Raw genomic sequence first — 13,049 nt, forward strand, 5'->3', positions numbered from 1 at the left:
CTCTCTCCGCCGCAGGTGCGGAAGTGTGGCGCGCCAGCGCGCCATGGCGCTTCACCGTCGGCTGAACCAGGGGTTCCCGCCACAAGGGCGGGAATGACGGATGTTGGGGGAGTTCGCGATCGGGGACCTTCGCGATGAAGCCCGATCTCTTCGGCTTCGCGGTCCGCCGCTGGCAGTTCACCCTGGTGGCCTTTGGCCTGCTGGTCATGCTGGGGGTCAACGCCTTCCTCAGCGTGCCGCGCTCCGAGGATCCGCACTTCCCGATCCCCATCGTGGTGATCCGCGCCGTGCTGCCCGGGGCCGAGCCCTCGGAGATGGAGCAGCTGGTCGCCGACCCGATCGAGGATGCGGTCGACGGCCTCGACAATATCGACAAGGTCGAATCGACCAGCCTAGACGGTGCGGCGGTGATCCGGGTCCACTTCACCTGGGATGTCGATCCCGAGCGCAAATACGATCAGGTGGTCCGCGAGGTGAACGCCATCCGGGGTAACCTCCCGGCAGGCCTGACTCGCCTCGAGATCGACCGCGTGCGCACCACCGAGGTGGCCATCGTCCAGGTGGCTCTGACGAGCGAAGTCTTGCCGATGCGCCGGCTGGAAAAGGTGGCCGACCGGCTGCGCGAGCGGCTCGACCGCGTGCCCGGCGTGCGCCAGGCCCGCTACTACGGCGCGCCGCCTTCCGAGGTGCGGGTGTCGCTGGACCTGGCCCGATTGTCGGCCTTGAAACTCCCCGCCATCGCCGTCTCCGACGCCCTGAAGGCCGCTGGAGCCGAGGCGCCGATCGGGGCGGTGCAGGCCGGAGACCGCCGCTTCAACGTCAAGGCCGGCGGCGCCTTCCGATCGCTGGACGCGGTCAAGGACACGCCGGTCCGCTCGCTCGGCGGCCAGGTGGTGCGGGTGCGCGACGTCGCCCAGGTGGCCTGGGCCCAGGCCGAGCCCACCCACCTGACCCGCTTCAACGACCGGCGGGCGGTGTTCATCACCGTCACCCAGAAGGACGGCCAGGACGTCGCCAAGATCACCGCCGGCGTCGACAAGGTGCTGGACGACTATGAGAAGACCCTGCCGGCCGGGGTCAAGCTGGAGCGCGGCTTTGTCCAGGCCAGGAATGTCGAACTCAGGTTGAATAGGTTGTTCCGCGACTTCGGCATCGCCCTGGCCCTGGTGCTGATCACCCTGCTGCCGCTGGGGACGCGGGCCGGGCTGGTGGTGATGGTGTCGATCCCGCTGAGCCTGCTGATCGGCCTGTCGATGCTGCAGGCCTTCGGCTTCACCCTGAACCAGCTGTCGATCGCCGGCTTCGTGCTGGCCCTGGGGCTGCTGGTCGACGACAGCATCGTCATTACCGAGAACATCGCCCGCCGCATCCGCGAGGGCGAGGAGCGCACGGCCGCCGCGATCAATGGCGCCCGGCAGATCGCCCTGGCGGTGGTGGGGTGCACGGCCTGCCTGATGCTGGCCTTCCTGCCGCTGATGGCCCTGCCGGCGGGCTCGGGCGCCTATATCCGCTCGCTGCCGGTGACGGTGCTATGCACGGTGGGCGCGTCCTTCGTGGTGTCGATGACCATCATCCCGTTCCTGGCCAGCCGGGTGCTGGACAAGCATTCCGACCCCGAGGGCAACGCGTTGCTGCGGGCGGTGAACGGGGCCATCCATCGCTTCTACCGACCGGTTCTGCATTTCGGCCTGGCGCGGCCGTGGCTGAGCCTGGCGATCATGCTGGCCCTCTGCCTCACCACCCTGCCGATGCTGAAGATCATCGGCAGCAGCCTGTTTCCGGCCGCCGAGACTCCGCAGTTCATCGTCCGGGTCGAGACCCCCGACGGCAGCCCCCTGGCCCGCACCGACCGCGCCCTTCGGTTCGTCGAGGCGCGTCTGAAGGCCGAGCCGGACATTACCTGGCGTGCCGCCAATCTGGGGCGGGGCAATCCGCAGATCTTCTACAATGTCAGCCAGCGCGAGAGTTCGACGACCTATGGCGAGGTGTTCGCCAGCCTGAAGGCCTGGGAGCCAGGCAAGAGCGAGGCGGTGCTGGACGACCTGCGCCGCGACTTCGCCCGCTTCCCCGGGGCGCGGATCAGCGTGGTGACCTTCGAGAACGGCCCGCCGATCGACGCCCCGATCGCCGTGCGCCTGACCGGCCAGAACCTGGAGGTCCTGAAGGCCCTGGCCGCCCGGGCCGAGGCGGTGCTGAAGGCCGCGCCGGGGACCCGCGACGTCAGCAACCCCGTGCGGCTGGACCGCACCGACCTCGACCTCGGTGTCGACGAGGGCAAGGCCGCCGCCCTGGGCGTGCCGGCCGGAGCCCCCCGCCGGGTGGCGCGCCTGGCGCTGTCGGGCGAGGAGACCGGCCGCTTCCGCGATCCGGACGGCGACGACTATGCGGTCAAGGTGCGGCTGCCGATGGCCGCGACCGACGGGTCGGCCCAAACGGGAGATCGCAACGCCCTGGCCGACCTGTCCAAGATCTATGTGCCCACCGCCGACGGCGAGGCCGCCCCGCTGGGCGCCATCGCCACCCCGACCCTGCGCTCCAGCCCGGCCCGCATCGACCGCTTCGACCGCGAGCGGACGGTGACCGTCTCGTCCTATGTCCAGACCGGCTACCTGACCGCCAAGGTCACCGCCGACATCGTGGCGCGGCTCGATCGCGACCTGCCCATGCCTCCCGGCTACCGCCTGACCCTGGGCGGCCAGGCCGAGGCCCAGTCCAAAAGCTTCGCGGGGCTCGGCGCGGCGGTGATGGTGGCGGTGTTCGGAATCCTGGCGGTGCTGGTCCTGGAGTTCCAGCGGTTCAAGACCGCCCTGGTGGTGGCCGGCATCATCCCGTTCGGCCTGTTCGGGGCGGTGGCGGCTCTGTGGATCACCGGCCATTCGCTGAGCTTCACCGCGACCATCGGCCTGATCGCCCTGATTGGCATCGAGATCAAGAATTCGATCCTGCTGGTCGATTTCACCGAACAGCTGCGGCGCGGCGGCATGGGTCTGCACGACGCCATCGAGAAGGCGGGGGAGGTGCGGTTCCTGCCGGTGCTGCTGACCTCGGTCACGGCGATCGGCGGCTTGCTGCCCTTGGCGATGGAGGGCTCGGGGCTGTACTCGCCACTGGCCATCGCGATCATCGGCGGGCTGATCACGAGCACCGTGCTGTCGCGGGTGGCGACGCCGGTGATGTACTGGCTGACGGCGCGGGGGGAAGAGCGGTCCTAATGCCTCCCGCTGTGGGGGATGTGGCGGTGGGGGGAGTGGCCGGCAAGCGACCACAGCCCGAAGCCATCTGCCTAGAGCATCGCGCGGAAAAGTGGCCACCGATTTTCCGCAAAAGCGATGCGAAAACAAGAATCTAGAGCAAGCCGTGCGATTTCTATATCGCGCGGCTTGCTCTAGAAACGCCCCCACCGTAGGGGCCTGCCCGGCTGGATCGACGCCAACGAAAGCCTCTTCCGAGAAGAACAGGACAAGATGTGCGGCCCGTCCTGGCAGATCGTCTGCCGCCCTCACCGGAACCACTTCGCTCGAAAAAAGCCCTAGAGCATTTCCCGACCTGACTGCGTCAGGCCGTGAGCTCTAATCTTTTGTTTTGACGCATTTTTCTTCACGCGAACCGGAACCACTTCGCTCGAAAAAAGCTTCAGAGCGCCTTGACGATCCCCTCGACCATCTTCTTGGCGTCGCCGAACAGCATCATGGTGTTGTCGCGGAAGAACAGCTCGTTCTCCACCCCGGCATAGCCCGAGCTCATGCCGCGCTTGATGAACAGCACGGTGCGGGCCTTTTCGACGTCGAGGATCGGCATGCCGTAGATGGCGCTGGTCGGATCGGTCTTGGCGGCCGGGTTGGTGACGTCGTTGGCGCCGATCACGAAGGCGACGTCGGCGGTCGAGAACTCGCTGTTGATGTCCTCCAGCTCGAACACCTCGTCATAGGGGACATTGGCCTCGGCCAGCAGCACGTTCATGTGGCCGGGCATCCGGCCGGCGACGGGGTGGATGGCGTATTTCACCTCGACGCCTTCCTCCTTCAGCTTGTCGCCCATCTCGCGCAGGATGTGCTGGGCCTGGGAGACGGCCATGCCGTAGCCGGGGACGATGATCACCTTGCTGGCGTTCTTCATGATGAAGGCCGCGTCCTCGGCGCTGCCCTGCTTGACGGGCCGGGTCTCGGCCGTCCCGCCAGGCCCCGCCACGGCGTCGGCGGCGCCGAAGCCGCCGAGGATCACCGAGATGAAGGACCGGTTCATGGCCTTGCACATGATGTAGGACAGGATCGCCCCCGAGCTGCCCACCAGGGCGCCGGTGATGATCAGGGTGGTGTTTTCCAGCGTGAAGCCCAGGGCCGCCGCCGCCCAGCCGGAATAGCTGTTGAGCATCGACACCACGACGGGCATGTCGGCCCCGCCGATCGGGATGATCAGGGTGATCCCGAGGATCAGGGCCAGGGCGAAGATCGCCCAGAACGCCCAGATCGCCGCGCCGCCGCTGATCACCAGCACCACCACCAGGGCGACGATGCCCACGGCCAGGGCGATGTTCAGCAGGTGGCGACCCGGCAGCATGATCGGCGCGCCGCCCATATTGCCGTTCAGTTTGGCGAAGGCGATGACCGAGCCGGTGAAGGTGATGGCGCCGATCGCCAAGCCCAGCGACAGCTCGATCAGGCTGTTGAGGTGCACATGGCCGTCCTCGCCGACGATGCCGTAGGCGGCCGGGGTGTAGATCGCCGCGACGGCCACCAGGCAGGCGGCCATGCCGACCAGGCTGTGGAAGGCCGCCACCAGCTGCGGCATCGAGGTCATGGCCACCTTGCGGGCGATCACCGCCCCGACCGTGCCGCCCACCGCGACGCCGCCGAGGATCAACCCGATGGTCACGGGGTCCAGCGCGCCCTGTTTCCAGAGCGTGGCCAGGGTGGTCAGCACGGCGATGGCCATGCCGATCATGCCGTTGCGGTTGCCCGCCTGGCTGGTCACCGGGCTGGACAGCCCACGCAGGGCCAGGATGAAGAGCACCCCGGACACGATGTAGAGGACGGCGGCGAAATTGGCGTTCATGTCAGGTCTTGGCCCCCAAGAGCGGAGAGAAACGAGCGGCGACGCCGCTGAGATGGTGGAACGTCATGGCTTGGCCGTTCCATCGGGCGGTGAAAACTCGGACTTCTGGCGAGACTTCGCGAAGCGGAATGCGTTAAAGGCCGCTGCAACCGCCAAGGTCGCTGAAACAGCCTTCCAGACGGTCGCGTCGTCCGCTCCACGGGCGTTCCAGGCCTGGAGCAGCGCCATCGCCAAGTATAGCAGGTTCGCGGCCAACTCCCCGGCGATCCGGACGATCGGGCTGCGACCACTGGCCCACAACATGAAGAGAAGCAGCAGGAATCCGCCGCCAAAAGCTGCGCTCATCAAAATGATGGTCAGCAAGGGCGAAGCGCCATCGCTCATGCGGACCTCCCCCCCGCCAGCTCAGGCGCGGCGTTGACGCCGAACCGTGGCGGATGGCCTGAAGGCAGGCCGGAGAGGTCGTAGCGGGGCGGCTCGTAGTGGTTCGCCGCCGTGTAGGGCGCGGCGAAGCGGGGTTGGCCGCCCTCGCCGGTCAGTTCGTCGTCGCGCACGAAGAAGGCGTTGGCGCCCGACAGATTGCAGCCGACCAGGGCGTAGCCCTTGGCGCGGCCCAGGGCTTCCAGGCTGGTCAGGCTGGCGCTGTGGTCATTGCCGCCGTCCCAGGTGCGGTCGGCCCTGTACTCGGCGACATAGGCAACGGGCGGCGGATAGGCGGCGTTGTATTCGATAATCACGACGCGGGGCCGCACGGCGGTGATCGCGTCCCAGATCCAGTAGTCGTTGCCGTCGATGTCGATCGACAGCAGGTCGACGGAGGCGGGCTTGGCGGCGGTCCCGCTAGCCCAAGGGCCCAGCAGGGCGTCGATGTTCTCGGACGTGACGAAGGCCTTCTGGACAGTCAGCCGCCCCTGCCCCACGGCCACGGCGTGGTGGCCCTTGGCGGCGGCGACATACCTGTCCGAACCGTCCAGCCACAGACCGCTCCAGCCGGCCATCAGCAGCAGGGCGGTGTTGCACTCGACCCCGGCCTGGACGCCGAACTCGATGAACCGCCGGTCGCCCTCGCCGAGGCGGTTGAAGATCTCCAGGACGATGCCGTCCTCGTCGTTCTGGCTATAGGTCTTGCGGCCATGGGCGATCAGCCGGCCGGGCTGGCGCGCCCGCGCACTGGTCCGCAGGTCGTCCCACCACCGCTGCAAGGCGATGCGGTTGGCGACCTGGGCCTGTTTGACGATGCGCTTGCCGCCGAACATCAGCACCCGCCCCTTGAACACGAGCGGCTCATGGACGGACCTCGCCCAGGGGAGCGTCAGCGGGCAACAGCGCAAAGATCGAAGTCTGGAGGGCCGGGTCGTTGGGACGGCCGTAGGTGGCAGCGAGCATCATCAGCTTACGTCCGGCCGGAAACGGCTGGCCGGTCTCCGCCGAAGCTAGACCCGCGACATCCACCCGAACCGTCGTAGCCATTGGCCCCAAGGTCAGGGCTTGAGGCCCCGGGGCTTTCAGGTCGATCGCCGTCCGGTCCCTGTAAGCGGTGACCTTGAAGCCCACCATCAACGTTCCGCACTGGCCCCATGTCCATTCCTTGGTTGGGGCGGTCATGGCGTCCGGCGCGCAGATACGCAACGCGACGGATGCCTGGGGGCGGGCTAAAGGCGGATCGACGTAAAAGTAGTCGATAGCGATCCTCCCGGCCGGGATGTCCTCCGGGCGGATCGGGCTGTAGGCCACCTTCGCAGGAGCCCAGCGCCAAGCCTTCGGTTTCAGCTCGTAGGCGGTACGGGCGCGCGAAGCGGAGTCGACCAGCGCTTGCCCATCGAACACTCCGTCATGATCCGCGTCGCGAAAGCAAACACCGACGTCCCCCTTCAAGAAGATGCCGATCGCCCCGTTGGAGCTCGGCGCGCAAAACACGTCGCTCTCGGCGGTCACGGCCTTTGCGAACACAGCGCCTTCCGGGAAGGCGATGGTGCGCCCAGTGGCGTCCGGCAGTTGATAGGCGAACGTCAGACGAACCGCCGCTTCGGATCGGAATGCCTGGCTGAACAGGTCTCCGCCACTGGCAACGGCGGTCGTCGAGGTCGTTGTTGGCGGCTCGACGATGATTGGGAAAAGAAGCAAGGGTCGGCCGCTCGCGGACGGCTCGGCCGCCTCCGCGCCCGAACCCGTTACGAATAGCGCAACCAGCAGCCCGAGGGCTTGAAGGGCGCTGTTTTGGCTCACTTGGCCTTCTCTTTCTTCTTGTACATGGCCAGCATCCGGTTGGTGACCAGGAAGCCGCCGAAGATGTTGACGGCCGCGAAGGCGGCGGCGATGGCGCCGGCTCCCTTGGAGATCCAGGTCGAGGCGGCGACCGTGCCGCCGGCCAGGTCGGCGTCAGCCCCGTGCGCAGCGGCAGCTAGAAGCGCGCCGACGATGATCACCGACGAGATGGCGTTGGTCACGGCCATCAGCGGGGTGTGCAAAGCCGGCGTCACGCTCCAGACCACGTAATAGCCGACGAAGATGGCGAGCACGAAGATCGCCAGGCGGAACACGGTGGGGTCGACGGCTTCCATGGGAGCCTCCCTTTTCGAGCTTGGAGTTAGGCGGTCTTCAACGCGGGATGCACGACTTCGCCGCCTCGGGTGACCAAGGCCGCTTTCAGGATCTCGTCCTCGAAGTCGGGGGCAAAGCTGCCCTCCTTGTTCAGGAACAGGCCCGATAGGGCGAAGAGGTTGCGGGCATAGAGCGCCGAGGCGTCGGTGGCGATGCGGCCGGGCAGGTTGGGAATGCCCAGGATCTTGACGCCGTTCTCGGTGACCGCCGTCTCGCCGAGCTTGGCGCCGACCACATTGCCGCCGGCCTCGATGGCCAGGTCGACGATGATCGAGCCCGGCCGCATCGAGGCCACCTGGGCGGCGCTGACCAGCTTGGGAGCCGGGCGGCCGGGGATCAGGGCGGTGGTGATGACGATGTCCTGCTTGGCGATGTGGGCCGAGACCAGCTCGGCCTGCTTGGCCTGGTACTCGGCGCTCATCTCCTTGGCGTAGCCGCCGGCGGTCTGGGCGTTCTTGAACTCCTCGTCCTCGACCGCCAGGAACTTGGCGCCCAGGCTCTCGACCTGTTCCTTGGTGGCGGGACGCACGTCGGTGGCGGTGACCACCGCGCCCAGGCGGCGGGCCGTGGCGATGGCCTGCAGGCCGGCGACGCCGACCCCCATGATGAACACCTTGGCCGCGGCGATCGTGCCGGCGGCGGTCATCATCATCGGCAGGGCCTTGCCATAGGCTTCCGAGGCCTCGATCACGGCGCGATAACCGGCCAGGTTGGCTTGCGAGGACAACATGTCCATCACCTGGGCCCGGGTAATGCGCGGGATGAATTCCATGGCGAGACTGCTGGCGCCGGCCTTGGCCAGGGCGTTCAGACTGTCCTTGTCGACATGCGGATTGAGCGCCGCAGCGACGATCGCGCCGGTCTTCAGGGCGGCGATCTCTGCGGCCTCGGGCGCGCGCACCTTGAAAAGAACGTCGGCGTCCTTCACCGCCTGCGCCGCTGTAGCGGCCAGGGTCGCCCCGGCCGCCGCGTAGTCGGCGTCGGGATAGGCGGCGGCGGCGCCGGCCCCAGCCTCGACCACCACCGTCCAGCCGGCCGCGGCCAGTTTCTTGACGGTCTCGGGCGTGGCCGCGACCCGGGTTTCACCCCCGCGGGTCTCTTTCGTGACGGCGATGATGGCCACCGGCATACCCCTCCCAAGGACGCTGCTTGCTCACGCGAGCTTGCGCGTCTCTCTAGGGGAGGTTCTTGCCCCATGTCGAGCCTTACGCTCGCGTCAGGGGCAAAAATATACCGATGTCTACCGGTGTCAGTGGGCGGAGGCGGGCTTTTCGCGCAGGGCCAGGAAGCCCAGCACCGCCAGCGCGATTCCCGCGCCGAAGCCGGCCAGCGGGCCGGCGTCGGTGCAGAACCACACGGTGATGGTCAGCAGCAGGGTGGCGATCGCCAGCGAGCCCCACTTGGTGAACTTGCCAAAACCCTCGAAGGTCGCGGCCTGTTCGTGGATGTTCATTTCACCGCGGTTGTAGTCGCCGGCCATGTCTAATTCCTACTTGGAAGAAAAAACGCCCCGCCGCTTACAACGTGCGGCGCGCCGGCTCAAGCCGCCCCGATGTCGCGGTTGGCCCAAGCCTCGTCAGTGAACCGTGTTCGAACAGCCTGGACGGCCTGATCGACCGAAATATCGGCGATCCTGCCCTCCCCACCGTCGAGGCGACTGAGCCAGCGCGAATAGGCCGGCACGGGGCTGGTCCCCATCAGGCCGATGGCCGGACATCCCACCGAGGCGGCGACGTTCAGGGGGCCAGAGTCGTTGCCCAGGAACCCGGCTGACAGGGCGATCAGGGCGGCGGCCTGGTCCAGCGGCAGGTCGCAGGCGAGCAGGTCGCGGGCCAAAACGCCAGGGATGGGCGCGGGCTGGGCGTCGACTGTCTGTTGGACGCGCAGCGCGTCGTTTGGGCCGCCCAGCCAGAACACCGTCGGAAACAGGTCGGCCAGGCCTTGCGACACGGCCGCGAACCGCTCGGCGGGCCAGGTCCGCGCCGGCTCGCTGGCCCCGACGCCGAGCACCAGCCACGGGCCGGGACGTTCGGCGAACCGGGCCTGGACGGCGGCCACGGCCTTGGGGTCGAGCTTGAGGTTTGGCTCGCGGCTCTCGACCTTCAGGCCGTGCAGGGCCTCGAAGGCCGCCAGCTTGTCCAACCGATGGGCCGGGCGCAGGGCCTTGGGCAGGAACGGTCCCTGCAGCCACTGCTCCTGGCTCTTGTGACCAAGGCCAAAGCCGCGCCGCTCCGGCACGCCGGCCAGCCAGGCGGCCTGGGCGGGACGGCCTATCTTCTCCAGGATCCACACGGCGCGCGGCTTGACCTCGCGGCAAATGCGCCAGAAGTCGAGCACCTCGCTGACGCCCTTGAGGGTTCCGGAGAAATGGCGCGCATAGACCACGCTGGCGATCGACGGCTCGACCGCCAACACCTCGGCGGCCCGGCTCGACGGTCGCGCGGCCAGCACCACCTGCCCCTCCGGCGTCTGGGCGGCGATCGCCCGGAAGGTCGGCAAGTGCCACATCAGGTCGCCGATCCCGCGATCGGGGGCGTAGACGAGGACGGGGCCGGCTCGTGACGACTTGTCAGCGCTCATCCTGCCCTAAAACTCCGTCTCCCCGGCCCTTAGGTCGCGCGTAGCGCGCTCCTCAGGGGCCGGAAAGACGGAAGTAGAACGTCAGCGGCTGGCTGGCAAACCCTACCCCCACCCCGCCAGCAGTCCTCGCAGCCCCGCCACGAAGGCCAGGGGCTGATCGACCATCACGTGGTGGTCGGCGTCGGGGATGGCGAGACGCAAAGTGTCGTCGGGCATCTGGCTGAACATGTAGTCCAGCGTCTCGTCGTGCATCAGCGCCGAGCGCTCGCCCCACATCAGGGCCACCGGGCAGGCGATGCGCGGCAGAAGCTCGCCCAGGTCCGGCATCGAGAACCTCTGCCAGATGGCCGGGTCGAACTTCCAGGTCCAGCCGCCCTCGACGGCCTTCAGCGACCCACGCGCGATGAAATCGGCGATATAGGGGTTTTCGCAGCCCTGCGGCGGGGCGAGCCGGAAGCGTGCCAGCGCCTCCTCCAGCGTGGCATAGACCCGGTTGGCGGCGTCGGGCCGCGAGGGCGGGCCGCGCCAGCGTTTTTCCGGGGGCTGGATGCTGCTGTCGACCATGACGATCCCCCGCAGCCGGTCAGCATGCTCTACGCCGCAATAGAGGGTGGGAAAGCCGCCGAACGAATGGCCGACCAGGATCGGCTTGACCCCGCCCGCCTCCAGCCCCGCCGCTGCAACGGCGGCGAAGATCTCGGCGGCGAACAGCTGGGCGGTATAGGCTTCGCGCCAGTCCGAGCCGCCCATGCCCGACCACGAGATCGCCGCGCAGCGCCAGTCCTTCGCGAAGAATGGCGCGATGAAGCTCCACCAGTCGGCATGGGCGCCGTTGCCGTGCAGGAACAGCAGGCCCGGCTTGCCGACCTCGCCCCAGGTCAGCAGCTCGATTTCGGCGCCCTCGACGGGAATGCGCGAGCGCTCGGGGGTCACGGCGATGGCGGCGTCGAACCAGGCCGGCGCCGGCGGCGTCTCACCGTTGAAGGGGCCCAGCAGCGACGAAGGCGTAGGACGGTCGTCTGCCATGTTCAGTCCTCAGCCTTGAAGGCGATCTCGCCCGGTCGCGGCGAGCGGGGCTGCAGAGCCTTGAACACCCCCGTGCCGGTCATCAGCGTCCGCTCGCCCACCCAGATCCGGCCGCGCACGACGAACACCAGCTCCTGCTCGGAGATCAGCTCGCCCCGCCCCTCGACGAAATCGCCCAGTTGGGCGCCCGAGAGAAAGTCGCAGTTGAGCCGCACCGTGACCCAGCTGTAGGACTTCTGCAGCGAGATGATCCGCCCCCAGGCCATGTCGGCGAAGCTCATCAGCATGCCGCCGTGGCAATTGCCCAGGCCGTTGGTGTGGTGCTCCTCGACCCGGAAGCCCAGCGTGGCCTCGCCCGGTCCGGCTCGCTGCTCGTACAGCGGCCCGATCTGCCGGCCAAAGCCGCGCGACCAGTTCAGCTGGCTATAGCCCTCGGGAATGGCGGCCGCCTGGGCGTCTGTGAGATCGTCGGACATGGGGGAAAGTCTAACGGGCGTTTGAACCGTGGCAAGGGCGACGCGTGGGAAGGTGAGTAACGCGGCGAGACGCCCCCTCCGTCACGATGCGTATTCGTTCCGCTTCCTCCCCCGTGCAACGGGGGAGGGGGGGGGGGGGGGGGGGGGGGGGGGGGGGACCCGGCACCGACCCCACAGAGCCGGGCGTGGAGGCGGAGAGGGGGTGGGCCAGGTGGGGGGGGGGGGGGGGGGCGTCGCGGCGTTACCCCGGCACGGTCCCGAACTTGCCGGCATTGTAGTCGGCGATCGCCTGGACGATTTCCTGGCGGGTGTTCATCACAAACGGCCCTTGGGCGAAGACCGGCTCGCCGAGCGGCGCGGCATGGCCCAGCACGACCACCGCGCCGCCGGGCGCCGCGAAGGCCACCGCGTCGCCGTCATCATTGAGCTCGACAAGGTTCCAGGCCTTCGCCGTCTGCCCGCCGGCCACGATCTCGCCCGAGACCACGTACAGAAACACGCTCCGCCCCTTGGCGACCGGCACGCTCAACGAACCACCAGCCGACAGCCGCACGACGCCCATCTCGATGCCGATCAGGGACGGGAACGGGCCTTCGACGCCAGCGAAGGCGCCGGACAGCACCTCGATGACCGCGCCATCGATCTCGACCTTGGGGATGTCGGCGCCTTGCAGGCCCAGATAGTTCGGCGCGGTCATCTTCAAGCGGCTAGGCAGGTTGACCCATAGCTGCAGGATCTCCAGCGGCCCGCCCTTGGCCTTGAAGCTGGCCGGCGACAGCTCGGCGTGGACGAGGCCGCTGCCGGCCGTCATCCATTGCACGCCGCCCGCGCCGATGACGCTCTCATGGCCGCCGCTGTCCAGGTGCGACAGCTCGCCTTCCAGGATGAAGGTCACGGTCTCGAAGCCGCGATGCGGGTGCGGCCCGAACGGCAGGCCGCCGTTGTTCGGCGGATAGGTCTGCGGGCCGTGATGGTTGAGGAACAGGAACGGGTCCAACTGCCCGATCGCGGGACCGGGCAAGGGCCGGCGGGTGACGAGGTCACCGATGTCGTCGCGCTGGGCGGGATGGAGGCGTTTGAGGGTTCTGGCTTGCATCGTTTCAATCCGCTCATCCCGGCGAATGCCGGGACCCAGATTTCAGCCTGGGCATCTAGAAATTCTTGGCGCCGCTCGGCCTTACGACCTGGGTCCCCGAGTTCACAAACGAAGTGCAACACTCTCTGACCGAGGTGTTGCGATGGGACAAGCCTATGATCACCTCACGCTCGAGGAGCGGTGTGAGCTTGCCCGGCGTCGTGAAGCGGGTGAGACGA

The 13,049-nt window shown here is 68.0% G+C and carries 12 protein-coding genes; 1 reads left to right on the forward strand and 11 read right to left on the reverse strand.

What is annotated here, in order from left to right; genetic code table 11:
• The first annotated feature begins 134 nt into the window (after positions 1 to 134).
• Positions 135 to 3,212, forward strand: coding sequence for an efflux RND transporter permease subunit (locus ACP694_RS18630; protein ID WP_426014940.1), 3,078 nt, complete (start codon positions 135 to 137; stop codon positions 3,210 to 3,212).
• A 421-nt stretch (positions 3,213 to 3,633) separates the two neighbouring features.
• Here ACP694_RS18630 and ACP694_RS18635 read toward each other — a convergent pair whose 3' ends face one another.
• The 11 genes from ACP694_RS18635 to ACP694_RS18685 form a co-directional block, all read right to left on the reverse strand.
• Positions 3,634 to 5,052: an NAD(P)(+) transhydrogenase (Re/Si-specific) subunit beta gene (locus tag ACP694_RS18635; protein WP_426014942.1), complete on the reverse strand. Its 1,419-nt coding sequence runs from the start codon at positions 5,050 to 5,052 to the stop codon at positions 3,634 to 3,636.
• A gap of 63 nt (positions 5,053 to 5,115) precedes the next feature.
• Complete coding sequence (locus ACP694_RS18640; RefSeq protein WP_426014944.1) at positions 5,116 to 5,436, reverse strand: hypothetical protein; 321 nt, start codon at positions 5,434 to 5,436, stop codon at positions 5,116 to 5,118.
• On the reverse strand, positions 5,433 to 6,329 hold the full coding sequence (locus tag ACP694_RS18645; protein ID WP_426014945.1) for a hypothetical protein: 897 nt from the start codon (positions 6,327 to 6,329) through the stop codon (positions 5,433 to 5,435). Before ACP694_RS18645 ends, ACP694_RS18640 begins: the two co-directional genes overlap by 4 nt.
• Before the next feature lie 7 nt (positions 6,330 to 6,336).
• Positions 6,337 to 7,278, reverse strand: coding sequence for a hypothetical protein (locus ACP694_RS18650; RefSeq protein WP_426014947.1), 942 nt, complete (start codon positions 7,276 to 7,278; stop codon positions 6,337 to 6,339).
• The gene (locus tag ACP694_RS18655; RefSeq protein WP_426014948.1) at positions 7,275 to 7,613 is read right to left on the reverse strand and encodes an NAD(P) transhydrogenase subunit alpha; all 339 of its coding nucleotides are present in this window, start codon (positions 7,611 to 7,613) and stop codon (positions 7,275 to 7,277) included. The genes ACP694_RS18650 and ACP694_RS18655 overlap by 4 nt, the downstream gene beginning before the upstream one ends.
• Before the next feature lie 26 nt (positions 7,614 to 7,639).
• Positions 7,640 to 8,782 (reverse strand): Re/Si-specific NAD(P)(+) transhydrogenase subunit alpha, encoded by a 1,143-nt coding sequence (locus ACP694_RS18660; protein WP_426014950.1) that lies wholly within the window; start codon positions 8,780 to 8,782, stop codon positions 7,640 to 7,642.
• A gap of 120 nt (positions 8,783 to 8,902) precedes the next feature.
• Positions 8,903 to 9,133, reverse strand: coding sequence for an aa3-type cytochrome c oxidase subunit IV (locus ACP694_RS18665; protein ID WP_426014951.1), 231 nt, complete (start codon positions 9,131 to 9,133; stop codon positions 8,903 to 8,905).
• A 59-nt stretch (positions 9,134 to 9,192) separates the two neighbouring features.
• Positions 9,193 to 10,233 carry a glycosyltransferase family 9 protein gene (locus tag ACP694_RS18670; RefSeq protein ID WP_426014953.1) on the reverse strand — a complete coding sequence of 347 codons (1,041 nt, stop codon included), beginning with the start codon at positions 10,231 to 10,233 and terminating at the stop codon, positions 9,193 to 9,195.
• Between the two features lie 102 nt (positions 10,234 to 10,335).
• A complete protein-coding gene (locus tag ACP694_RS18675; RefSeq protein ID WP_426014955.1) occupies positions 10,336 to 11,259 on the reverse strand; it encodes an alpha/beta fold hydrolase in 924 nt (307 codons plus the stop codon).
• Positions 11,260 to 11,261: 2 nt separating this feature from the next.
• Entirely contained in the window at positions 11,262 to 11,735 is a 474-nt protein-coding gene (locus ACP694_RS18680) for a PaaI family thioesterase (RefSeq protein WP_426014957.1), read from the reverse strand.
• A 241-nt stretch (positions 11,736 to 11,976) separates the two neighbouring features.
• Positions 11,977 to 12,831: a pirin family protein gene (locus ACP694_RS18685; protein ID WP_426014959.1), complete on the reverse strand. Its 855-nt coding sequence runs from the start codon at positions 12,829 to 12,831 to the stop codon at positions 11,977 to 11,979.
• Between the last annotated feature and the right edge of the window lie 218 nt (positions 12,832 to 13,049).

Source organism: Caulobacter sp. DWR2-3-1b2 (assembly GCF_049896345.1).
Classification (GTDB): Bacteria; Pseudomonadota; Alphaproteobacteria; order Caulobacterales; family Caulobacteraceae; genus Caulobacter.

What these genes read in the sequence shown, in the direction of transcription:
- ACP694_RS18630 (WP_426014940.1), top strand. Translation starts at nt 135, where the DNA reads ATGAAGCCCGATCTCTTCGGCTTCGCGGTCCGCCGCTGGCAGTTCACC.
- ACP694_RS18635 (WP_426014942.1), bottom strand. Translation starts at nt 5,052, where the DNA reads ATGAACGCCAATTTCGCCGCCGTCCTCTACATCGTGTCCGGGGTGCTC.
- ACP694_RS18640 (WP_426014944.1), bottom strand. Translation starts at nt 5,436, where the DNA reads ATGAGCGATGGCGCTTCGCCCTTGCTGACCATCATTTTGATGAGCGCA.
- ACP694_RS18655 (WP_426014948.1), bottom strand. Translation starts at nt 7,613, where the DNA reads ATGGAAGCCGTCGACCCCACCGTGTTCCGCCTGGCGATCTTCGTGCTC.
- ACP694_RS18660 (WP_426014950.1), bottom strand. Translation starts at nt 8,782, where the DNA reads ATGCCGGTGGCCATCATCGCCGTCACGAAAGAGACCCGCGGGGGTGAA.
- ACP694_RS18665 (WP_426014951.1), bottom strand. Translation starts at nt 9,133, where the DNA reads ATGGCCGGCGACTACAACCGCGGTGAAATGAACATCCACGAACAGGCC.
- ACP694_RS18670 (WP_426014953.1), bottom strand. Translation starts at nt 10,233, where the DNA reads ATGAGCGCTGACAAGTCGTCACGAGCCGGCCCCGTCCTCGTCTACGCC.
- ACP694_RS18675 (WP_426014955.1), bottom strand. Translation starts at nt 11,259, where the DNA reads ATGGCAGACGACCGTCCTACGCCTTCGTCGCTGCTGGGCCCCTTCAAC.
- ACP694_RS18680 (WP_426014957.1), bottom strand. Translation starts at nt 11,735, where the DNA reads ATGTCCGACGATCTCACAGACGCCCAGGCGGCCGCCATTCCCGAGGGC.
- ACP694_RS18685 (WP_426014959.1), bottom strand. Translation starts at nt 12,831, where the DNA reads ATGCAAGCCAGAACCCTCAAACGCCTCCATCCCGCCCAGCGCGACGAC.